This is a genomic window from Nonomuraea insulae (genome assembly GCF_042656245.1).
In genome coordinates, this window is record NZ_JBHSPA010000006.1 from 401441 (window position 1) to 423712 (window position 22272).

A 22272-nucleotide genomic window follows, 5' to 3' on the forward strand; every position below is an offset into this window, starting at 1 on the left:
CCACAGGTGCCGGTGCCTACCCTTGGAGGCGTGTACCGGTTCCTGCTGACGCCTCGATGGCTCGCGCTCCACGTGGTGGTGCTGCTGGTCATTCCCGCCTTCGTCTTCCTCGGGCGATGGCAGTTCGGGCGCTTCGAGGAGCGCTCCGCCAACAGCGAGCGGGTGAGCGCCAACATCGAGGCCGCGCCCGTGCCCCTGGAGCGGCTCGCCGCGGTGGGCCGGCAGGTCGGGGAGGACGACCGGTTCAGGAAGGTCACGGTCGCCGGCACCTACGACGCGGCCCACGCCCTCCTCGTACGCCGCCGCCCCCAGGACGGCGTCAACGGCTACTACGTCCTGACCCCGCTCGTCACCGGCGCGGGCACGGCCGTGATCGTGAACCGGGGCTGGGTCCGCGCGGGCGCCACCGCCGACGCCGCCCCCGAGGTGCCCGCCCCGTCCACCGGGCAGATAACTGTAACGGGGCGGCTACGGCTCAGCGAGACCGAGGAGTCCAGCGGGATCCGCGAGCGCTCCGGGCTGCCGGCCGGCCAGGTGCTGCTGATCAACGCCGACCAGATCGGCCAGGGGCTCCCGTACCGGCTCGTGGGTGGCTACGTCGAGCTGACCGAGCAGCAGCCCAAGCCCGCCGCGGCGCCCGCGCCGGTCCCCGAGCCGGACGTCGGCGCCGGGGGCGGGCTCAACCTGGCCTACGGGGTGCAGTGGTGGTTGTTCATCGGGATCGCGATCGGCGGGTGGATCCTGCTGATCCGGCGCGAGGCGGCCGAACAGAGGTCCCAGGAGACGCCCGCGACCCCGGATGCGCAGACCGCCGCCAATTAGGCTGTTGAGGGTGATCCGCCACATTGAGTTCAGCAACCTCTGCAACTTCCGCGACGTAGGAGGGTATGCCGCCGACGACGGGCGCACCGTCAAGTGGCAGCGGTTCTACCGGGCCGACTCCCTCGGCTGGCTGGCCGGCGACGACCTGGTGGCCTTCCAGGCGCTACGCGTGCGCAGCGTCATCGACCTGCGGCACCCGTTCGAGGTCGAAAAGGCCGGACGGGTCCCGGAGACCGAAGGACAGCACTACCAGAACCTGCCGATCGAGGGGCGGCGCTGGAACACCTCCGTCTTCAGCGAGGAGATCGGCATCTCCCGCTATCTCGCCGATCGCTATCTGGAGGTGACCGAGGACGGCGTCGAGAACCTCAGGACCGCCCTGGAGACGATCGCGCGGGCCGACAACGCGCCCGTGGTCGTGCACTGCGCCGCCGGCAAGGACCGTACGGGGGTGCTCACCGCGCTGGTGCTGTCGCTGGCGGGCGTGAGCGAGGACGACATCGTGGCGGACTACGCGCTCACCGGCCTGGCCACCGAGCGCTTCGTCACCGACTGGCGCACGAGGCACCCTGACGCGCCCATGTGGCCCGGATTCGGCCTCGCGCCCGCCGAGACCATGCGCCTCTTCCTCACCGACCTCACGGCCCGGCACGGCTCCATCGAGAGATACGTCACCCGGGTGCTCCAACTCTCTCCGGCCGCCATCGCCGAACTTCGCCGTCATTTGCTGACTGAACCGATCTCAGAGGGGTAGCGGGATGACCGGGTCCGTCCCTGCGCGAGCGGGCCCTCCACTCCCGGGATCGCCAGCCATCCCCCTCCCGGCGATCCCGGGTTCAGACCATCTCGGATACCCAACGGATACGTCGCAGCTTGTTCGACGTTATCCGCTCGTCGTACGGTTACGTGCGTGACTACGCCGCTGCTCCCCGACCCTGACCCGAGGCGGCGCGACTATGTGATCATCTCCGCCGACGATCACCTGATCGAGCCTCCTGACCTGTTCGAAGGCCGATTGCCGGAGAAATACGCCGAGGTCGCGCCCAAGGTCGTGGAGACGGAGGCGGGCCATCAGGTCTGGCGCTACAGCGGCGCCACCTACCCGTGCGCCGGCATCGACGTGGGCGCGGGCCTGCCCAGAGAGCAGTGGACGCTCGATCCGGTCAGGTTCGAGCAGATGCGCCCCGGCTGCCACGACATCGAGGCCCGCATCCAGGACATGGACGTGGCCGGCATCTGGGCCGCGCTCTGCTTCCCCGGCATGCTGGCCCAGCAGTCGGGCATGCCGTTCGCCAGGACCCGCGACCAGGAGCTGGGCCTGGCCCTGGTCAAGGCGTGGAACGACTGGCACATCGACGTCTGGGCGGGCACCTACCCCGAGCGGATCGTCGGCCTGCAACTCCCGTGGCTGCCCGATCCCGACGTGGCCGCCAAGGAGATCCGCGCGAACGCCGCCAGGGGTTTCAAGGCCGTGGTCTTCCCCGAGTTCCCGACCCGGCTGCGGCTGCCCTCGATCCACACCGGCCACTGGGACCCGTTCTTCGCCGCCTGCGAGGAGACCGGCACCGTCGTCTGCCTGCACACCGGCGACTCCTCCTGGTCGCCCGTGCCCTCCCCTGACACGCCCATCGAGGCCATCACCACGCTGATGCCCACCAGCGCCATGTTCGCCTGCGCCGACTGGCTCTGGTCGGGGCTGCCGCTGCGCTTCCCCTCGCTGCGCATCCTCATCGTCGAGGGCGGGGTGGGCTGGCTGCCCATGCTGGCCGAGCGCGCCGACTACGCCCTCGACCACCCGGTCGCGGGCGAGGCGGAGTGGGAGGGCGGGCTGAAGCCGAGCGAGGTGCTGCGCCGCAACTTCTTCTTCGGCACACTCGACGACCACGCCCTGTCAGGCGTGCGGCTCGCGGTCGGCCTCGACCACGTGCTGCAGGAGAGCGGCTACCCGCACTCCGACTCGACCTGGCCCGACACGCAGCAGTCGGTGGCCCGCAATCTCGGAACGCTCCCACCGGCCGACATCGCCAGAGTCGCCTACGGCAACGCGGCCCGCCTGTTCGGCCATCCGCTGCCGTCGAGGGCGTGGCTGCGGATGGAGGAGATCTAGCCTTCTTCCAGGCGGGCCTGGATGACGCCGCGCTCGTGCTGCACGTAGCGTCCGCTCTCGCCGAGCAGCGAGGCCATGAGCCACAGGAACACACCGAAGTCGTCGACGACGCCGATCACCATGAGGAAGTCGGGGATCACGTCGATCGGCGACACGAGGTAGACCACGCCCATGCCGAGCAGGGCGAGCTTGCCCTTGCCCATGCCCGCGTAGTTGCCGCGCATGACCGACCCCACCATGCGGGGGATCGCGCGCAGCCTGGTCATCAGTTTGGGCGAACCGGGCTTGGTCACCTCGCGGTAGGTGCGCCACGCCGCTGCCGCCCGTGCTGCCTTCGCCATCATGAGATCCCCCTACCCCTCGATTCTCACGATATAACGCGTCGGCCTGGCCACGAGTTCCTTCATGGCAGGGCCGCGTGGTCGAACGGTCTGGCCGACTCGATCTGCGCCGCCACCCGTACCAGCAGGTCCTCCCGGCCCGCCGCGGCCACGAGCTGTACGCCCACCGGCAGCCCCAGCCCGTTCCTGTGCAGCGGCAGCGACACGGCCGGCTGCCCGGTCGCGTTGAACGGCGAGGTGTAGGCCACGACGTAAGAGGTGCGCCCGAAGGCGACGCTCAGGTCGTCGGGCGGGATCCAGCCCAGCGGGAACGGCGCCGCCCCCATCGACGGCACCAGCAGCAGGTCGTGCCCCTCGCTCCACCAGGCGGCCATGCGGCGCCGGAAGCCGTCCACCCACTGCGTGGCCAGGATGTGCTCGGCCGCGCTGTGCCGGGCGGCCGCGCCCACCATGGCGGCGTTGCGCGTCTCCAGCTCCTCCGGCTGTACGGGCTTGCCGCGCGCCTCACCCAGGGCGGCGACGTGCGCGGCCAGATTGTCGGCCACGATGGCCCCGAAATGGCGGGGGAAGTCACCGTCGCCCAGCGCCCCGGGGCCGCCGGGCGTGACCTCGTGCCCGAGCGAGTCCAGCAACGCGGCGGCCCCGGTGACGGCCTCGGTCAGCTCGGGCACCTCCGGCACGTCGCCCCTGGGGTGCTTGGTGAGGAACCCGATCCGCAACCTCCCCGGATCCCGGCCCACCTCGTCGGCCAGCCTCCCAGGAAGGGCGGGGGCGTCGTACGGGTCGCCCGGGTACCGGCCGGAGACCACGTCGAGAGCCACGGCCGCGTCGCGCACGCTCCTGTTGACGAACCCAGGGCAGGAGAACCCGCTCCACCCCTCGCCCTGGGGGCCGTGGCTCACGCGTCCCCGCGTCGGTTTGAGGCCCACCAGGCCGCACATGGACGACGGGACGCGGATCGACCCGCCGCCGTCGCTGGCGGTGGCCAGGGCGACCATCCCGGCCGCCACCGCCGCCGCCGAGCCGCCGCTGGAGCCACCCGCCGAGTACGCGGGATCGTAGGGATTCCGCGTCGCCCCGAACGCCACCGGCTCCGTCGTGATCGTGCTGCCGAACTCGGGCGTGTTCGTCCGCCCGAGCAGCACGAACCCGGCCTCGCGCAGCCGTGCGACGCCGTAGGACTCGGCCCCCTCCAGACCGTCGCGCACGTTGGAGCCCCCGCTGTACGGCTCCCCCGCCTCCCGCCAGCCCAGGTCCTTGAGCAGGATCGGCACCCCGCGGAAGGGCGCGTCCGCGGGGATCGCGTCGATCTCGGCCAGCGCCCGTTCGAAGCGGCGGTGGATGACCGCGTTCAGCTCGCCGTCGGCGGCCTCGATGCGCGCGATCGCGGCCTCGGCGAGCTCCCGTGCCGACACCTGGCCGTCCCTGACCGCCTTCGCCTGCCCGACGGCGTCCAGTCTCAGTAACCCGTCCATGCCTACCCTTCCGGAGCCAGCTCGCGTACTGCCTGGTCGATGGGGACGTCGCCACTCGGGATGGGGGCCAGGACGGGGGTGTCGAGGCCGGCCGCCACGTATTCGCGGATCCTGGCGCGGCAGGTGGCGGCGTCGCCGTGCACGATCAGGGCGTCCACCACCTCGTCGGGGATGGCCTTGACCGCGCCCTGCCGGTCGCCGGCCGCCCACGCCTCGTGCATCGGGCGCAGCACCTCGCCGCGGCCCAGCCAGTCGTGGAAGGCCGCGTACACGGGGACGGTCAGGTAGCCGGCCAGCATCCGTCTGGCGATCTGGCGTACGCGGTCGGTGTCCTCGTCCACGCAGACGAACAGGCGGGCGATCAGCTCGGTGCCGGGGCCGATCTCCGCCCGCACCTTCCGCACGTCCTGCGGCGAGAGCCAGTTGGTGATGGCCCCGTCGGCCTCCGCGGCGGCCAGGCGCAACATCCTGGGCCGCAGCGCCGCCAGCACGATCTTCGGCGGCACCTTGGGCGCGCGTTCCAGCCTGAAGCCCTTGACCTCGAACGTCTCATACGCCTCCGAGACCTTCTCCCCCGCCAGCGCCTTCTTCAGGAAGCGCAGGGTGTCGCGGGTGCGCGCGTACGGCTTGCCGAACGTGCCCGCGTTCCACCCCTCGACGATCGCCGGCGAGGAGGCCCCGATGCCCAGCACGAACCGCTCGGGAGCGAGGTCGGCGAGCGTGGCCGCGGACATGGCCAGCAGCCCAGGGCCGCGCGTCGAGACGGGCACGATGGCGCTGCCCAGCCTGAGCCCCGGCGCCCACTGCGCGGCCAGGGCCAGCGGCGTGAACCCGTCGGCCCCGTTGACCTCGGCGGACCACGCGTCGGTGTAACCGAGCCCGGGCAGCTCGGCGATCAGGTCCTTCGAGTTCGCCAGCGAGCGGTCGTAAAAGGGGATCGTCATGCCCCAGTTCTGCGTCATGCGGCCTCCAGATCTTGGGAGACCCAACTTACCAACCGCTCGGTATGTCGCCTAGGCGCGCAGCTCGTGAACCGCCGCGATGAAGTCCTTCGTGATCCCCCGCAACCCCGGCAGATGCGACAACCCGACCAGCCGATCCACCAGCGGCACCGTCACGTCGATCAGCCGGTACGTACGCTCACACCCCGGCGAGGTGTCGTGCACCCAGAACAGCACCATCCCCATCGACAACAACCACAGCAGCTCGGGCAGCTCCTCACGCAGCTCGGCGTTCATCCGGTCGCGCGACCCCTCCACCACCTGCCGGTAGATGGCGATGGACGCCTCACGCGCCGGGGAGGACTGCTCGCTGAAGGGGCTCAGCGGATTCGTCGGCTCGGCCGCGTGCTTGAAGAACTTGACGGCGAACTCATGGTAGGGCTCCGAGACGCGGACCCACTCGCGCAACACCCCGCTCAGCCTGGCCGCGAACGACTCCTCCGTGGCCAGGAACTCCCTGCAGGCCGCCTCGTGCTCGGCCTGTGCGCGGTCGTAGTACGCCTGGATCAACGCCTCCTTGCCCTCGAAGTAGTAGTAGGCGTTGCCTACGGAGACCCCCGCCTCGGCGGCGATGGCCCGCATAGTGGTCGCGTCGAAGCCGCGCTCCCGAAAAAGTCGCAAGGCCGTCTCGACGATGACCTCTCGGGTGCTCTCCGCTCCTCGGTTTCGGGCTTCGGACACGTTCGTCACTTTACGTCGTAGGACCTGGTTAGGTCATGGACCCGCACGGTGATCACCGCCACAAGGCAAAGTTGCGCTCGCGGCATGAGTTATCTCCTGTGAAAGGTGGGATTGTCGTTTCAGGCGGAAGGGCTATTTCCGCGAAAAGGCATCGACATGTGGATACGTGGAACAGTGCGCCTCATCGTAGTCGCGCTCCTCGGCATTGAGATCACCATAATCGCGCTGGCCTCGGCCGCCTCAGCCGCCACCCACCCCGAAGGGTCGGCGGTCCCAGGCAGCCTGTACGAGGTCGACGGCTGGATGGGCGGGCCCGAACTGGGACTGCGGACGGTCGCGTACGGAGACCTCATGGAGGTCTACGAGCGGCTCGAAACGGTACATGACTGGCCGTCGATCGATCCCCGGTGGCCGAACATGATCCACGAAAACGCGTGGGACACCGACGAATTCCAGGGAGACTGGACCGCCCAGGACGACTTCCGGGTGGACCGGATCACCCGGGATGACTTCCGGGCGGACCGGACCACGCGGGACGAATCCCGGGCGGACCGGACCACGCAGGAGACCAGGACGCCATCAGCGGCCTCAAAAGCAGTGAAGAGCCCCGTACGCCGCAAGGTGACCAAGAGGTACCGGATCCGGCCGCACGTCGCTCACAGGCACGCTCAGGTCGATCTGACGCGAGTCCTGCCCAGGCAGGCCGCCGTGCAGATCTCCCACGCGACCGCCAACGGCTGGCTGAAGAGCGCCGGGCTGCGGACGAAGTCCACCGGCGGCTGCGCGAGCAAGCACCAGCTCCACTGCACCTCGCTCGACTCGGTACGGACCGGGACGATCGCCAAGGTGATCCAGCTGAAGCAGCAGAGCGGCTGCCCGATCATGGTGACGGGCGGCACGGAACGCGGCCACGCACCCGGCCAGTTCAGCCACGGCAACGGCTACAAGCTGGACATCTCGCACAACGCCTGCATCGACCGGCACATCACCAAGAACCATCACAAGGCCGGGACACGCGCCGACGGGGCCAAGCTCTACAAATCAGGCGCGGGCACAACGTTCGCCGACGAGAGCGACCACTGGGACATCCTCTTCCGGTGACAGGTGAGCATGTCACCTGCCACCGGGAGAACACCGTCAGAATTCGGCGGCGACCAGCTCGGCGATCTCCGCCGCGTTGAGCGCGGCGCCCTTGCGCAGGTTGTCACCGCACACGAACAGGTCGAGCGTGTTCGGGAAGTCGATCGCCTGGCGGATGCGGCCCACGTAGGTCGGGTCGGTGCCCACCACGTCGACAGGCGTCGGGTAGACGCCGTTGGCCGGGTCGTCCATGAGGACCACCGTCGGCGCCGCCTCCAGGACGCGGTGCGCGTCGGCGACCGTGATCTCGCGCTCGAACCGCGCGTGCACGGCCAGCGAGTGCGTCGTGATCACCGGGACGCGCACGCAGGTCGCGGAGACCTTCAGGTCGGGGATGCCGAGGATCTTGCGGGACTCGTTGCGGAGCTTGAGCTCCTCCGAGGCCCAGCCGCCGTCCTTCAGCGAGCCCGCCCACGGCACCACGTTGAACGCGATGGGCGCCGGGAACGGCGACTCCTCGGGCAGCTTGTCGGCCAGCACCTTGCGTACGTCGCCGACGGCCTGACCGATCGCACGGTCACCGGCCAGCGCCTCGACCTCGTCGTAGAGCCGCGCGGAACCGGCCACACCGGCCCCGGACACCGCCTGGTAGGAGGCGACGACCAGCTCGGTGAGCGTGAACTCGGCGTGCAGCGCCCCCATGGCGGCCATCATCGACAACGTCGTGCAGTTGGGGGTCGAGATGATGCCCCGCGGCCGCTCACGCGCGTCGAGCGGGTTGACCTCTGGCACGACCAGCGGCACGTCGGGCTCCATGCGGAACGTGCCCGACTTGTCGATGGCGATCGCGCCGCGCTCGGCCGCGATCGGCACCCAGACGGCCGACACCTCGTCGGGCACGTCGAAGATGGCCACGTCGACGCCGTCGAACACCTCGGGCGCGAGGGCCTGGACCACGACGTCCTCGCCGCGCACCCGGAGCACCCTGCCCGCGGAACGCGGCGAGGCGACGAGACGGATGTCACCCCAGATGTCCGCACGCGTCGACACGATGTCGCGCATCACGGTGCCCACCGCACCGGTCGCCCCGATCAGAGCAAGGCTGGGCTTTCTGCTCATCGTCCTGAACCTCCGTACACCACGGCTTCGACCTGGTCGGCGTCGAGGTTGAAGGCACGGTGGGCGGCCGCCACGGCCGCGTCGACACCGTCCTGCTCGACGACCACTGAGATGCGGATCTCCGAGGTGGAGATCATCTCGATGTTGACCCCCGCGTCGGCGAGGGCCGCGAAGAACGTCGCCGTGACGCCGGGGTGCGAGCGCATGCCCGCGCCGATCAGCGACACCTTCCCGATCTGGTCGTCGAACAGCAACGACTCGAAACCGATCCGGGGCTGGATCTTCTTCAACCACGTCAGAGCCGTCTGGCTGTCGGTCGTGGGCAGCGTGAAGGAGATGTCCGTGCGGCCGGTGGCGGCGGCCGAGACGTTCTGCACGATCATGTCGATGTTGATCTCGGCGTCGGCCAGGGTTTTGAAGATCGAGGCAGCCTCGCCGACCTTGTCGGGCACTCCGACAACAGTGATCTTGGCCTCGCTCCGGTCGTGCGCGACGCCGGAGATGATCGGCTGCTCCATCTCGGTTCCTTCGGTGTAAGGGTCGGAGACGACCCACGAGCCTTCCTTGGTACTGAAAGAGCTGCGTACGTGAATCGGCAGATTGAAACGGCGAGCATATTCGACGCAGCGCAGGTGCAGGATCTTCGAACCGCAGGCCGCCATCTCCATCATCTCGTCATAGGAGATCCTGGGGATCTGGCGCGCCGCGGGCACGATCCGCGGGTCGGCGGTGAAGATGCCGTCGACGTCGGTGTAGATCTCGCACACGTCGGCGCTGAGCGCCGCCGCCAGCGCCACGGCCGTGGTGTCGGAGCCGCCGCGGCCGAGCGTGGTGATGTCCTTGGTGTCCTGCGAGACGCCCTGGAAACCGGCCACGATCGCGATGTGGCCCTGGTCGACGGCCTCCTTGATGCGGCTGGGCGTCACGTCGATGATGCGGGCCTTGCCGTGGATGGAGTCGGTGATCACGCCGGCCTGCGAGCCCGTGAACGAGCGGGCCTCGTGGCCGAGGTTGGCGATCGCCATCGCCAGCAGCGCCATCGAGATGCGCTCGCCTGAGGTCAGCAGCATGTCGAGCTCGCGGCCCGGAGGCAGCGGCGACACCTGCTCGGCCAGGTCGAGCAGCTCGTCCGTCGTGTCTCCCATGGCGGAGACGATCACGACCACGTTGTTGCCGGCTTTTTTCGTCGCGACGATCCGCTGCGCGACCCGCTTGATGCAGGACGCGTCGGCGACGGACGAACCACCGTACTTTTGCACAACGAGCGCCACGAGAGTCTCCCGGTCTGGACTGTGAGCTGCCAGTCTACTGGGGGCCTCATATGCGCCCGATGGTTCGTACCACTATGTGGATGATCAGACCGCGGTGGTCTCCTCAGCCACGTCGAGACGCGAGTGCGCCGCCAGGGCCTGCAACGCGCGCATCGCCGCGCCGGCGTGGTTGCCCCAGGTGTTGAAGTAGGAGTATTGCCACCACCACAGCGCCTCGTGCGGACGGCCCGCGTGATAGTGGCGCAGCCCGTGGATGATGTCCGCCGCGACCGCGGTCAGATCGTCGGACAGCCGGTACGCGGTGACGATGGTGTCCTTGTACGGGTCGAACACCTCGGCGTAGTCGTCCACCGCCTCCAGCCGCTCGGCCAGCGACGTGCGCACCCCGTCGATGTCGGGGTCCTCGCTCATCGGCGGCTCGTAGTTGCCGGCGAGGATGACGTCCTGGTTCGCGCCCAGCTTGGCGCCGGCCAGGCTCACCTGGGCGACCTCCACCAGCAGGATCGACCAGATGGCGTCGCCGCCCTCGCCGCCGGCGACCCTGGTCAGGCCGTCCACGTAGTTCTGCGCGTGCCCGGCGATCTCTTCCGCCAGCGCGCTCCACTGGTCAGACATCCAGCAGCCTCCGTCCTTCGAACGCGCGGCCCAAGGTGACCTCATCGGCGTATTCGAGGTCACCGCCCACAGGCAGACCGCTGGCCAGTCGTGTCACTTTGATGCCCATCGGCTTGACCAGACGGGCCAGATAGGTAGCCGTCGCCTCGCCCTCCAGATTGGGGTCGGTGGCGAGGATGAGCTCGGTGACGCTGCCGTCGGCCAGGCGTGTCATGAGCTCACGGATGCGCAGGTCATCGGGACCGACCCCGTCGATCGGGCTGATCGCGCCCCCGAGCACGTGGTAGGTGCCGCGGAACTCGCGCGTCCTCTCGATCGCCACGACGTCCTTCGGCTCCTCGACCACGCAGATGACGTGCGTGTCGCGGCGGGCGTCGCGGCAGATGCGGCACTGCTCCTCGGAGGCCACGTTGCCGCAGACCCGGCAGAAGCGGACCTTCTCCTTGACCTCCAGCAACGCGTGTGCCAGCCGTTTGACATCGGCTGGATCGGCCGCCAGCAGGTGGAACGCGATCCGCTGCGCGCTCTTGGGACCGACGCCGGGCAACAGGCCCAGCTCGTCGATCAGATTCTGGACGACCCCTTCGTACATGCCTAGAATCCTGGCAACTGTCCGAGGCCGCCGCCACCCAGCCCCTGGGCCAGCGGGCCGAGCTTCTCCTGCTGGAGATCGGCCGCCGCGCGCACGGCGTCGCGGACGGCCGCGATCACCAGGTCGGCGATCGTGTCCGCGGTGTCCTGCGCGTCGCCCGCCTCGATCACACTCGGGTTGATCTTGAGCTCGAGCAGCTCGCCTGAGCCGTTGACGACGGCCGTGACCAGGCCGCCGCCTGATGAGCCCTCGATCTGCGCGTCGTTGAGCTCCTGCTGGGCGCTCACAAGCTGCTGCTGCATGAGCTGGGCCTGCTCCAGCAGCTGCTGCAGGTTGACATCCCCTGGGTTCACCGTCGTGCGCTCCTCGTGGCTCCGCGTTCTTGACTGCCACGAGCCTACGGTGTTTGGGCGGCGTCATGTACTGACGGTTCCCCCTCTTTCGCACCCAGACCTGGTTGTCCCATTCTCATGTGCCGTCTGGGACGGGCGTTTCCCATCGTTCGCCCGTTCGGAACCGCCGTCCTGACCTGCCTATGTCCAGGATCAAGATGTTCTGGCCGGATCTCGGCCCCCCTCCAGCGTCCGAGACCCGGCCATCACGTCAGCGGAGCGGCCGCACTACGCCAACGCGTTGGTCAAAAACGCTACGCCGACGAACGTTGCACACACGTTGCGTTCATTCAATCACCCTCTGCAATCCCCCTGAACGGGTTGCGCGGACGGCACGCAAGACGGATGCTCTAATTGACTACTTGGAGTGACCGATGAGTTACGCCCATCTCGACGCGTACTCCCGCCTTCTACGCGGAGCGCACGAAGCCGCAGCGACAGGTCGACCCTGGCCGGAGTCGCCTCGCCATCTGATCAAGGCCTCCTGGCGCCGTTCGCTGGATGCCGGAATCGACCCCGAACGCAAGAGTGCCCCACTCGTCTATGACGCCGCCCGCATTCGGGACATTCGCACAACCCATCCCCTGCAGACCCTGTTGCCGCTGCTCGCCCAGACACTGTCGGGATTGTCCGATGGGACGGGCCACATCATGATCGTCACGGATGGTGACGGCCGGGTGTTGTGGCGCGACGGTAATCACTCCACGATGCGCCGCGCCGACACTGTCGGCCTGGCCGACGGCCACCAGTGGGCCGAGCACAGTGTCGGCACCAACGGCATCGGCACCGCCCTGGCCACCGGCCGCCCCGTACACGTCTACTCGGAAGAGCACCTCATGCGCGTCCTGCACGTCTGGTCGTGCAGCGCCGCCCCCGTCACCGACCCCGACTCGGGCCTGGTCGTCGGCTGCGTCGATGTCAGCGGCACCGCCCGCAGCCTGCACCCCGCCACGGTCGCCCTGGTCGCCGCCACGGCCAAGCTCGCCGAGACGCAACTCGCCCTGCGCATGCACGAGCGCGACGAACGCCTGCGCCGCCGCTACGAGTCCCTCCGCGGCCGCCCCGGCATCCTCCTGTCCGCCACGGGCCGCGTCATCTCCGGCGACCCCGCCGGCGACCTCGGCGAACGTGTCCACCTGGGCGCGCGCGCCGCGCACTTCACCGGCCGCCGCATGATCCTCAGAGACGGCACCGTCGCCCTCCTCGAACCCTTCTCCGACGGCTTCCTCCTCCGCCCGTCCCCCTCCACCGCCCCACCGGTCCTGACCCTGTCCTTCCTCGGCGAAGGCGCCCCCTCCGCCACCTACGGCGACCACGACCGCCCCCTGTCCCTGCGGCACGCCGAGATCCTCACCCTCCTGGCCCTCCACCCCCACGGCCTGACGGCCGAACAACTCTCCTTCCACCTGTACGGGGACGTCGGCAACCCGGTGACGATCAGGGCCGAGATCCACCGGCTGCGCACCCAGCTCGGGCAGGCCATCGCCGCCAAGCCGTACCGGCTGACCTGCCCGGTGGAGGCCGACTTCCTGGCGTTGCACCGGCTCCTGGCGGCGCACGACGCGGCCTCGCTGGCCCGGGCCTACCCGGGGCCGCTGCTGCCGCGCTCGGAGTCGCCGGAGATCCGCCGGGAACGGGACGAGCTCGAGGCGCAGGTACGGGCGTGCCTGTTGCGGCAAGGGTCACCCGAAGATCTGTGGGCGTACGCGCAGACGTGCAACGGACGGGACGACTACGAGGTCCTGGAACGCCTCGCCGCCCTCCCCCCGACCGACCCCCGCTCCGCCGTCGCCCGCTCCCGCCTCCTCTCCTGACCCACCCTCCTTAAAACGGGCGCCTTGGGAATCACAACCCTCCGGGCGCACCGGCGCACGCGGTGGCGACTTGCGTCCTCAGGACGTGGTCGGGACCCCATTGCGCCCTCAGGACGTGGCCGGGACCCATTGCGCCCTCAGGACATGGCCGGGGCCCCATTGCGCCCTCAGGGCGTGGTCGGACCCCATTGCGCCCTCAGGACGCCGCCCCCGCGGAAGAAGGCGTCAGGCGTGGTCGATTTCCCCGATCACCTGGGCGCCGAGTTCGCGCTCCAGCAGGGCCATGCCCGAGACGGCGGACACGTCGGCGTCCGCGTCGTTGAGCGGGTCCACGTCGTCGGATTCGGGGCCCTTGTCACGTCCGGGCACCGCGTCCGGCCAGGCAGCGGTGGCGGTGGCGGTGCGGGTGGAAGGACCGGCGCCGGCACGGGCGGAGGGGCCGCGCGGGCCCGCCTGGGAGGCGGCCATGGCAGCCATCGCCGCCGACTTCGCCGCTGCCATGCCCGTACCCGCGGCGACAGCACCCCCCGCCGAGACGCCCCCTGCCGAGACGCCCGCCACGTGCTGGGCGGCGACGACGGTACGCGTGGGGTCCGGGCTGGGCGGAGAGCCGGGGCTGACGTCGTCGGGAGCGTCGGGCCAGGACTCGTCTGTGGTCTGGTGTCCCGGAGAGGCGGCGGGGGAAGCGGCCGGAGGCTGGCCGGGGTCCTGCCCGCCCTGGTCCTCCTGGGACGTCCCGTGTGACGCCGTACGCCCCTGAGCCCCCGAACCCCCCTGAGATCCGGACACCGCCTGCCCCCCGGCCACCTGAGGACCGGTCGGCCCCTGAGGATCAGTGGGCCCGTGAGCGCCGGTCGGCCCCTGAGAACCAGCAGGGCCGTGAGAACCGGTCGCCCCCTGAGGACCGGTAGTGGGCTGGCCCCCGGGAGCCGCGCCATGAGACGGAGCCGGAGCTGGGGACGGGGAAGGGGACGAAGGACGGGCGGGGCCGCGAGACGGGGCCGGAGACCCGCCGACGACCGCCTCGACGCGCCAGGTTCCGCCCAGCACGTCGCCCAGCGCACTGGCCACCACGGCGTCCTTGCCGCCACCCGTGAAGTTCTTCATCGCGCCGACCTGGGTGAAGCCGAGCGTGACCAGGTTGCCCTCCACGCCCACGACCTGGGCGTTGGTGCTCACGTTGGCCCACACGACGATGCTGCGCTGCTTGAGCGCGGCCAGCACGGCGGCCCACTGCGACTGAACGGCACCCGTTCCGCCAGGGGTCGGTGCGCTCTCGCCGTTCGGAGCGTGGTGCGCACCACCATCGGCCCCGGACGCATGCGCCCCACCCGAGGAACCGCCTGAGAAACCGCCTGAGGAACCACCCGAGGGACCGCTCGCGGACGAGACCGCGGGACCCGACGAAGGAGCTGGGGAGGACGCCGCCGGCGCGCCGGGACGTGCGGCCTCGGGCCAGTCGTCCCCGCCGGGGGCGGCGTGGGATTGCGCGGCCCCGGCAGAGACGCCCGCCGCATCGCTCGACGCGGTGCCCGTGGTGTGCTGCCTGCTCGAAGCGGCCCCGGGACGCGGGATGGTCACCGGCGCGGGGGCTGAGGGTGCGGCGGCAGGTGAGGGCGTACTGACGGAAGGAGCGGCAGCGGACGCGCGGGCGGCCATCTGGGCGACCGCGCCCCCGCGTTCGAGGCGTTCGAGGCGGGCCAGCAGCGCCCCCTCACCCTGCCCGGCCCCCGGGAGCAGGACGCGCGCGCACATCAGCTCCAGCAGCAGTCGCGGGGAGGTGGCGCCGCGCATCTCGGTGAGGCCGCTGTTGAAGACCTCGGCGGCGCGGGTGAGGTCGGCGGGGCCCATCGAGGCCGCCTGCTGGACGAGGCGCTCCAGCTCGTCGGCGGGGCGGTCGAGCAGGCCGCTGGAGGCCGCCTCGGGAACGTTGGCCAGGATGACCAGGTCGCGGAAGCGTTCGAGCAGGTCGGAGGCGAAGCGGCGGGGGTCGTGGCCGCCCTCGATCACCCGGTTGACCGTGTGGAAGACCTGGCCGCCGTCTCGGGCCGCGAACGCGTTGATGACCTCGTCGAGCAGGTCGCCGTCGGTGTAGCCGAGCAGGGAGACGGCCTTGGCGTAGGTGATGCCGTCCTCCTCCGCCCCGGCGAGGAGCTGGTCGAGGATGGACAGCGAGTCACGGGCGGAGCCGGCGCCGGCGCGTACGACCAGGGGCAGCGCGTTCGGCTCGTAGGGCACGCTCTCGGAGCTGAGGATCTCCTCCAGCAGCGCGCGCAACGTCGCGGGCGGCATCAGCCGGAAGGGGTAGTGGTGCGTACGCGACTTGATGGTGCCGATGACCTTTTCCGGCTCCGTCGTCGCGAAGATGAACTTCAGGTGCGACGGGGGCTCCTCGACGAGCTTGAGCAGCGCGTTGAAACCCTCGCGGGTCACCATGTGCGCCTCGTCGATGATGTAGATCTTGTAGCGCGCGGAGACGGGGGCGAAGAAGGCCCGTTCGCGCAGGTCGCGGGCGTCGTCCACGCCACCGTGCGAGGCCGCGTCGATCTCGATGACGTCGAGGTGGCCGGGACCGGTCGGGGCCAGCGCGACACACGACTCGCACTCGCCGCACGGGTCGGGCGTGGGGCCCTGCTCACAGTTGAGGGAGCGCGCCAGGATGCGCGCGCTGGAGGTCTTGCCACATCCACGAGGGCCGCTGAACAGGTAGGCGTGGTTGATGCGGCGTGTGCGCAACGCCTGCCGCAGCGGGTCAGTGACATGCTCCTGACCCTTGACCTCGGCGAAGGTCCCGGGTCGGTACTTGCGGTAAAGCGCAAGGCTCATACGACCATCCCGCCTGCGAGGGGGCTCCCAACGAAGAGACCCCCCGCACACCCGCCAGAGCCCGCTTATCCTTGCTGCCTTCCGGCCCTGGGGAGGTTCACAGGATGACGCCGCGCGAGGGGTCCCGACACAGTGTAGCCCGATGTCGCAGTGCTTGCTCCACCCCCAGAACCCCGCGAAAACATGGTCTCCACACCTCTCGATGTCCGGTAAGCTCGTCGACGGAGGATTCGCCTAGTGGCCGAGGGCGCACGCTTGGAAAGCGTGTAAAGGGCAACCTTTCGGGGGTTCAAATCCCCCATCCTCCGCCAGCCCAGAAGGGGTGTGCCGTGATCACGGCACACCCCTTCCTGCTTTCCGGTCTCAGTTTTCGTCTCAGTCGCTTGAACCAGTGACGGGGGCATTCGCACGGATCGGAATGTCGGGCCTTGGGTGACACGCGCTGGGTTGAGGGTCAGAGCATGTTCTTGATCGGCTGGGGTGTTTCCGGCACTGGCTGGGCGAGGATCTCGGTCGCCTCCTGTGGTGTGAGCAGGCGGGCGTCACGCAGGAGGCGGACGGAGTGTTCCCACTGTTCCCGTGCTTCGCCGTGCCGTTCGAGGTCGTGCAGGGTGGTGCCGAACCACCAGCGCGACACGGCTTCCTTCAGGCGGTATCCCGACTCGCGGAGCAGTCGTACGGCCTCCGTGTAGCTTTCCACCGCCTCGGTCAGGCGGCCGGCGTGGCGGTAGGCGTCGCCCAGCGAACCGTGTGCGATGCCCGCATCGGCGAGCGGGCCCACCTTCGGCCCTGACTCCACCAGCTGGCGTGCTTCCGCGATCGCCTCGTCGAAGCGCCCCTGCCGGAAGTGGACATGCACCCGGTTGTTGCGGAGCACGACCGTGGCCCCAGGGCGTTCGGCGTCGTCGTTGAGCTCCAACGCGGATTCCAGGTAGCCGAGTGCCTCGTCGAGACGGCCCACGATCGTGTTGATGACACCAAGGTTGTTGAGCACTCCGACCTTCCGCCGGGGCAGGTCGGCGCGGTCCCAGTCGGTGAGGGCCGTCTTCAGTTGCGCGATCGCGGCGTCGTAGCGGCCCTGGTCTCGGTAGACCCAGCCGAGGAAGCTGCGGAGCTGGGCCTTGTCCTCCCATGCCGCGATGCGATCGGCCACCTCGATGGCGTGCGCGTAGATGTCGGCCAGTTGGGTGTGCCAGCCCTGGTAGCAGAAGGGCCAGTGGAGTCCGATGGCCAGGCCGATGGCGGTCGCCGGGTCGGGGCCGGCCAACGCCTGCTGCGCGGCGGCGAGCAGGTTGTCCCGCTCGCCCTGGACCCATCGTTCCGCCTCCGCCAGGTCCTTGAAGATGCTGTCGGGCAACTCGACAGGGCATCGCAGTACTGCATCGCCGGCGAGCGTGCTCGCCATCCAGAGGGTGGTCAGGTAGTGGTGGAGCGCGCGCCGTACGGCGGCGGCGCGTTCCTCCTCCGGCAGGTCCTGGTGTGCCCGTTCGCGGGCGTAAAGGCCGACCAGGTCGTGGAACTGGTAGCGGTCGGGTCCTGCGGCCTCGAGGAGGCGGGCGTCCTGGAGGCGTTCCAGGGCGGCTTCCGCGCGGTGCTGGGGCCAGCCGGTCAGGGCGGCGGTGGCGGCGGGGGTGTGCGTGGGCAGGTCGAGCAGGCCGAGCAGGGGCAGCAGGTGGGCGGCGTCGCGGCCGGCGGGTTCTTCTCGCAGGTGGTGGTGGCTGACCGCGATGCTGGCGCGAATGGCCAGGTCGGCGTACTCCAGCATGTCCAGGCGGCGGGTGGCGTCGGCCAGCCGTGCTTCCAGGTCGGACAGGTTCCAGTCGGGGCGGGCGGCCAGGCGGGCGCCGACGATCCGCAGGGCGAGGGGGAAACCGCCGCACAAGTGGACGATGCGTTCGGCCGTCTGCGGTTCTGCGCGCACCCGGTCAGGTCCGGCCAGGCGGGACAGTAACGCGGCGGCGTCGGCGGCGTTCAGGGCGCCCAGGTGGAGGTGGCGAGCGTTGTCCAGGGTGGCCAGCGGGTCCCGGCAGGTGATCAGGACCCGGCAGCCGGGGCCGGCGGGGATGAGCGGGCGGATCTGGCGGACGTCGCGGGCGTTGTCCAGGATGACCAGCAGGTCGCAGGTCGCGGTCAGGGAGCGGTAGCGGGCGGCGGCCTCGCCCGGGTCGGCGGGGACGGCGGCGCCGTCCAGGCCGAGGGAGCGCAGCAGGTGGCGCAGGGCTTGGGCCGGGGCCAGTGGGTCGAGCCCGGGGGTGGATCCGTGCAGGTTGAGGTAGATGACGCCGTCGGCGAACCGGGCGGCCATCGCGTGGGCAACGTGAACGGTCAGGGCGGATTTGCCGATGCCCCCGGGTCCGTCGATCACGGTGATGGCCGCCCCGTGGGTGGGGTTGTCGGCAGGACTGAGCATGGTGCGCAGGCGGTCGATCTCGGTGGCGCGGGCGGTGAAGGTGTGGGTGTCGGCGGGCAGTTCGGCCGGGGTGTACGGCTCGCCGATCGTGACCTGCTGGGCCGGGGTGGTCAGGTCGAGGACGGGGTCCTTGACCAGGATGGCCTGGTGCAGGCGGCGTAGTTCGGCGCCGGGTTCGATGCCGAGTTCGGAGACCATGATCCGGCGGGTGTTCTGGTAGACGGCGAGCGCTTCTGATGGGCGGCCGGCGCGGTGCAGGGCGAGCATGAGCTGGGCGGCGGGACGTTCGCGCAGTGGATGGGCCCGCACGTGTACGGCCAGGTCAGCGGCCACCGCGTGATGGTCGCCGACGGCGAGGCGGAGATCGGCGTGGTCTTCCAGGACGGTGCGGTGTTCTTCTTCCAGGCGGGTGGCCTCGATGCGTGCCCAGGGGCCGGTCAGTCCGGCCAGGGGTTCGCCTCGCCACAGCTGCAGGGCCGTGCGGAACAGGGCGTCGGCGGCGGCCCTGTCCCCCTGCGCTTGGGTGGTGCGGGCGCGTTTGGTCAGGCGGGTGAACAGGTGGGCGTCGATCTGGTCGGGTTCGAGCGCGAGCCGGTAGCCGCCGGGCACGGTCTGAATGATCTCTTTGGTGGTGTGCGGTGCGAGGGTTTCGCGGAGTTTGGAGATCACGATGTGGAGCTGTTTGGCCACGGTCGCCGCGGAGCTGTCTCCCCAGATGTCTGTGAGGATCCGCTCGGCGTGTACGGCCTGCCCGGCGTTCAGGGCGAGTCTGGCCAGCACGCCGATGCGTCGTTGCCCGGCGAGCCGGACCGGTTCTTCAGCGGCCAGGACCTGCCACGGGCCGAGGAATCTGATCTCCAGCGTCACGAGGGGCGCTGCCCTCCTTTTCACGAGGTCGGCGTTGAACGGGATGATCGAGCCTATTTACGGCGATGGAGGATTGAACGCCGTCTTCATGCAGGTTTCCGGCGTTGTGGTGCATATGTGCATGTATAGACGTGCAGGCTTTCAGGTGCCTTACAAATGACTCGCCAGGCTACTGATCAGACGATGCTTGTCGGGTGTTTCCCTGACACCGTCGCATTCCTGCCGTACATAGGCTCATAGGCCTTGTGGGGACGATTGTGGCGCGATCTCCGTGTCCAATGCCATGCATCCCTGCATCTTCGTAATCGCACGGGAGGTCTCGTGACACACGTCAGACTGCTCAAGAAGCTCGCCGTTGTGGCCGCAGCCGGTCTTCTGGCTCTCGGCCTTGGCGCTGCGACCGCCTCTTCCGCCTTCGCCGCCGCCTTCCCCGACATCCCCGACGTGGGAATCTCGCACACCACCCCATCCGGCGAAATCTCCACCGACCCTCAGAGGTGATTCCACGGTGCCGCCGGTCTCCGGCGGCCAGGTGACCCCGCCGTAGCTACCGCACGTGCATGGCACGACCAGATCTTTCTGGGGTTCGAATCCCCCATCCTCCGCCAGCTCAGAAGGTGTGCCGATGGTGACGGCACACCCTTTCTGGTTTTAACGTACGGGTCACAACTGGTGCCTGATCGGTGTGTCCGTGGGCAGGGCAGCGCCGTCCAACCCCAGCGAGCGCAACCGTCGGTGAAGCGCCCGGCGACGGTATGGACGACGCTTCGCAAGCTGGCATGATCCCTCGATGAATCACACGACGGATGAGATCGAAGCCGGATGGCTGACGTTGCGGCCCTTCCATGTGGATGACGTCCCATGGGTCTACGAGGTCTCTCAAGACGCCCTGATCCGGCACTTCAACGGCCTCCCAGAGCCGTACGAGATGGAACATGCCAGGTTTTTCGTCCAGGAAGTGGCGATGGCCAATGCTGACCGGATCGAGTACGTGATCCTCGACGCGCTCAGCCGTGAGCGGCTCGGCAGAGTCGGCCTCGGGCTCGGCCGGGATGGCACCGGAGAAATCGGCTATTGGGCCGCTCCTGAGGCACGCGGCAAGGGGGTTACGACTCATGCCGTGAAAGCCCTGTGCAGGTGGGCGTTCCGATCACTCGATCTGGAGCTGATCCAGTGGCGAGCGGAGGCCGGCAATGAGGCCTCACGGAGGGTGGCTGAGAAGGCGGGGTTCGTCTTTGAGGGGACCTTGCGCCGTCGCCTGGTCCGTCGGGGTACGCGATTGGATCTGTGGGTCGGGTCGCTGCTCGAAGAGGAACTCATGACCACGATCCCAGGTCGCCCCTAGGGCGAAGCCTGCCGTGAACACCTGGGGCGGTTGCGACAAGACATAGATGACATCTCGAAGGGTTCCCATGACGAGAAAAGATCATTTATGAGGACGGACGCGTCGCCTGTGGTGGTGGACTCCGAGATCATCGCAGGTTCGCTTGATGATCCGGAGAAGTTCGCCGCTCTGTTCGACCGCTACGCCGCGATGCTCTACAGGTACATCTCCTTCCGGCTCGGTCCAGCGCTCACCGAGGACCTGGTCGGAGAGACGTTCCTGATCGCATTCCGCCGGCGTGAGGCTTATGACGTCTCCTACCGCGACGCCCGGCCGTGGCTGCTGGGAATCGCGACCAAGCTCATCACCGGGCACCGCCGGGCCGAGATCAGCCGCTACCGCGCCGCGGAGCGGCAGGGGCCGGCCCCTGCTGTCGACGGGCCGGAAGAGGCGATCACGCGAGATCTGACCGCTCAAGGGTCACGGCCGGCGCTGCTGCACGCGCTCGCGCTGCTGCCGCGAGGCGACCGGGACGTCCTGCTCCTGGTCGCCTGGAGCGACATGACGTACGAGGAGGCGGCCCGAGCGCTCGGCATCCCGGTCGGCACGGTCAAATCGCGGCTCAACCGAGCCCGCCGCAAAGTCCGCCAAGCCCTGGGCGGCGTCAACCCGTTGAAGGAGCACATCGATGGATGACCTGAAGACGCTCATCAAGGAGCTGGAGCATGAGCCTCCCCAGTCGTCTCTGGCCAGACAACGACTCCGGCTCACCGCGGAGGCGACGGCGGCACCCGGAAGGCAGGAGCGTGGTCTGCTGAAAGCACCGTCTCGGCGGCGGCGATGGCTCGTGCTCGGCGGCGCGGTGGCGGCCGCGGCGAGCGTGCTGGCTGTGGCCGTGCCCGCGCTCACCGGATCGGCGCAGCCCGCCTACGCCCTGACGAAGAACCCCGATGGCTCGATCAACCTGAAGATCCACGATTTCCGGGATCCGGAGAGCCTTGAGGGGGACCTGGCGACCATGGGGGTGCCGGCGGACATCACCTACCTACCGCTCGGCAAGCGGTGCGGAAACACCCGTGCGCCCTTCGTCGAGGGCGACCAGGTCCACGTGGACGAGGGAGAGCTGTCGAGCAAGGACCCTTCGGTCCGGGCCAAAACCCGCCAGCTGCTGGAGAAGTCGCCTTCCTTCAGGGCGATTCGCCCGAAAAACGGCATCACCATCTATCCCCGCTTCATTGAGCCCGGGCAGATCGCGATGATCGAGGTGATGGAGAATCCGGTGGAGCCGAGCGTGGAGCGCCCGGGGGTCGCCTGGGAGTTCAGCGGCCGGCTGACCAGCGGGCCTGTCGAGCCCTGCCAGGTGGTTGACGATCCCTCCGCCACCGAGATCGGTGATGCCACCCCGCCACCTGGTAGCTGATCCCGCCTGGACCGTACGCGGGAAAGGGGTTCTTTCCCGGCCTATCGCGTACATGACCATGCGGGCGGTCTTATGCTCGGCGCGTCGATCGCCGCCCCTGAATCGGAGGGCTCGC

19 protein-coding genes, 1 tRNA gene and 1 other RNA gene are annotated in these 22272 nt (G+C 69.4%); 9 read left to right on the forward strand and 12 right to left on the reverse strand.

Translation table 11 applies throughout. From position 1 onward, the window contains the following. The first annotated feature begins 30 nt into the window (after positions 1-30). The 3 genes from ACFPZ3_RS04615 (at position 31) to ACFPZ3_RS04625 (ending at position 2929) form a co-directional block, all read left to right on the forward strand. Entirely contained in the window at positions 31-822 is a 792-nt protein-coding gene (locus ACFPZ3_RS04615) for an SURF1 family cytochrome oxidase biogenesis protein (protein WP_379512670.1), read from the forward strand. A 10-nt stretch (positions 823-832) separates the two neighbouring features. Further along, a complete protein-coding gene (locus tag ACFPZ3_RS04620) occupies positions 833-1576 on the forward strand; it encodes a tyrosine-protein phosphatase (protein ID WP_379512671.1) in 744 nt (247 codons plus the stop codon). 156 nt (positions 1577-1732) lie between these two features. After that, a complete protein-coding gene (locus tag ACFPZ3_RS04625) occupies positions 1733-2929 on the forward strand; it encodes an amidohydrolase family protein (protein WP_379512672.1) in 1197 nt (398 codons plus the stop codon). On the opposite strand, the gene ACFPZ3_RS04630 is transcribed toward ACFPZ3_RS04625, so the two are convergent. From ACFPZ3_RS04630 to ACFPZ3_RS04645, 4 genes are read right to left on the reverse strand one after another with little or no spacing between them, the layout of a single operon-like run. Next, positions 2926-3273 (reverse strand): YkvA family protein, encoded by a 348-nt coding sequence (locus ACFPZ3_RS04630; RefSeq protein ID WP_379512673.1) that lies wholly within the window; start codon positions 3271-3273, stop codon positions 2926-2928. The genes ACFPZ3_RS04625 and ACFPZ3_RS04630 overlap by 4 nt on opposite strands. Positions 3274-3332: 59 nt before the next feature. Then, entirely contained in the window at positions 3333-4745 is a 1413-nt protein-coding gene (locus tag ACFPZ3_RS04635; protein WP_379512674.1) for an amidase, read from the reverse strand. Positions 4746-4747: 2 nt separating this feature from the next. Beyond that, positions 4748-5707, reverse strand: a complete 960-nt coding sequence (locus ACFPZ3_RS04640) for an LLM class F420-dependent oxidoreductase (protein ID WP_379512675.1) — start codon at positions 5705-5707, stop codon at positions 4748-4750. A gap of 51 nt (positions 5708-5758) precedes the next feature. Next, the gene (locus ACFPZ3_RS04645) at positions 5759-6427 is read right to left on the reverse strand and encodes a TetR/AcrR family transcriptional regulator (RefSeq protein ID WP_379512676.1); all 669 of its coding nucleotides are present in this window, start codon (positions 6425-6427) and stop codon (positions 5759-5761) included. Positions 6428-6601: 174 nt separating this feature from the next. Here ACFPZ3_RS04645 and ACFPZ3_RS04650 point away from each other — a divergent pair, with 174 nt between their 5' ends. After that, complete coding sequence (locus tag ACFPZ3_RS04650; RefSeq protein WP_379512677.1) at positions 6602-7528, forward strand: hypothetical protein; 927 nt, start codon at positions 6602-6604, stop codon at positions 7526-7528. Between the two features lie 36 nt (positions 7529-7564). Here the strand turns inward: ACFPZ3_RS04650 and ACFPZ3_RS04655 are convergent, their stop codons facing one another. The 5 genes from ACFPZ3_RS04655 to ACFPZ3_RS04675 form a co-directional block, all read right to left on the reverse strand. Beyond that, positions 7565-8626 (reverse strand): aspartate-semialdehyde dehydrogenase, encoded by a 1062-nt coding sequence (locus ACFPZ3_RS04655; RefSeq protein WP_379512678.1) that lies wholly within the window; start codon positions 8624-8626, stop codon positions 7565-7567. Then, positions 8623-9897: an aspartate kinase gene (locus ACFPZ3_RS04660; protein WP_379512679.1), complete on the reverse strand. Its 1275-nt coding sequence runs from the start codon at positions 9895-9897 to the stop codon at positions 8623-8625. The genes ACFPZ3_RS04655 and ACFPZ3_RS04660 overlap by 4 nt, the downstream gene beginning before the upstream one ends. A gap of 84 nt (positions 9898-9981) precedes the next feature. Beyond that, positions 9982-10512 carry a DUF5063 domain-containing protein gene (locus tag ACFPZ3_RS04665; protein WP_379512680.1) on the reverse strand — a complete coding sequence of 177 codons (531 nt, stop codon included), beginning with the start codon at positions 10510-10512 and terminating at the stop codon, positions 9982-9984. Further along, positions 10505-11104: a recombination mediator RecR gene (recR, locus tag ACFPZ3_RS04670; protein WP_379512681.1), complete on the reverse strand. Its 600-nt coding sequence runs from the start codon at positions 11102-11104 to the stop codon at positions 10505-10507. The genes ACFPZ3_RS04665 and recR overlap by 8 nt, the downstream gene beginning before the upstream one ends. Before the next feature lie 2 nt (positions 11105-11106). After that, positions 11107-11457, reverse strand: coding sequence for a YbaB/EbfC family nucleoid-associated protein (locus ACFPZ3_RS04675; RefSeq protein ID WP_379512682.1), 351 nt, complete (start codon positions 11455-11457; stop codon positions 11107-11109). Positions 11458-12146: 689 nt separating this feature from the next. Here ACFPZ3_RS04675 and ACFPZ3_RS04680 point away from each other — a divergent pair. Then, positions 12147-13310 (forward strand): helix-turn-helix domain-containing protein, encoded by a 1164-nt coding sequence (locus ACFPZ3_RS04680; protein ID WP_379512683.1) that lies wholly within the window; start codon positions 12147-12149, stop codon positions 13308-13310. A gap of 225 nt (positions 13311-13535) precedes the next feature. Here the strand turns inward: ACFPZ3_RS04680 and ACFPZ3_RS04685 are convergent, their stop codons facing one another. Further along, positions 13536-16136 (reverse strand): DNA polymerase III subunit gamma and tau, encoded by a 2601-nt coding sequence (locus tag ACFPZ3_RS04685; protein WP_379512684.1) that lies wholly within the window; start codon positions 16134-16136, stop codon positions 13536-13538. Between the two features lie 31 nt (positions 16137-16167). Further along, an RNA gene (gene ffs / locus ACFPZ3_RS04690) (signal recognition particle sRNA small type) lies at positions 16168-16263 on the reverse strand. 96 nt (positions 16264-16359) lie between these two features. On the opposite strand from ffs, the gene ACFPZ3_RS04695 reads away from it, so the two are divergent. Next, positions 16360-16447 (forward strand) — tRNA-Ser (locus tag ACFPZ3_RS04695). A gap of 143 nt (positions 16448-16590) precedes the next feature. Here ACFPZ3_RS04695 and ACFPZ3_RS04700 read toward each other — a convergent pair. Next, entirely contained in the window at positions 16591-19413 is a 2823-nt protein-coding gene (locus ACFPZ3_RS04700; RefSeq protein ID WP_379512685.1) for an AfsR/SARP family transcriptional regulator, read from the reverse strand. A 790-nt stretch (positions 19414-20203) separates the two neighbouring features. Between ACFPZ3_RS04700 and ACFPZ3_RS04705 the strand changes: the two genes are divergently transcribed. The 3 genes from ACFPZ3_RS04705 to ACFPZ3_RS04715 all read left to right on the forward strand — a co-directional run bounded on the left by ACFPZ3_RS04705 (position 20204) and on the right by ACFPZ3_RS04715 (position 22157). Beyond that, positions 20204-20758, forward strand: coding sequence for a GNAT family N-acetyltransferase (locus ACFPZ3_RS04705; RefSeq protein WP_379512686.1), 555 nt, complete (start codon positions 20204-20206; stop codon positions 20756-20758). Between the two features lie 87 nt (positions 20759-20845). Next, positions 20846-21433 carry an RNA polymerase sigma factor gene (locus tag ACFPZ3_RS04710; RefSeq protein WP_379512687.1) on the forward strand — a complete coding sequence of 196 codons (588 nt, stop codon included), beginning with the start codon at positions 20846-20848 and terminating at the stop codon, positions 21431-21433. Between the two features lie 151 nt (positions 21434-21584). After that, positions 21585-22157, forward strand: a complete 573-nt coding sequence (locus ACFPZ3_RS04715; RefSeq protein WP_379512688.1) for a hypothetical protein — start codon at positions 21585-21587, stop codon at positions 22155-22157. The last annotated feature ends 115 nt before the right edge of the window (positions 22158-22272 follow it).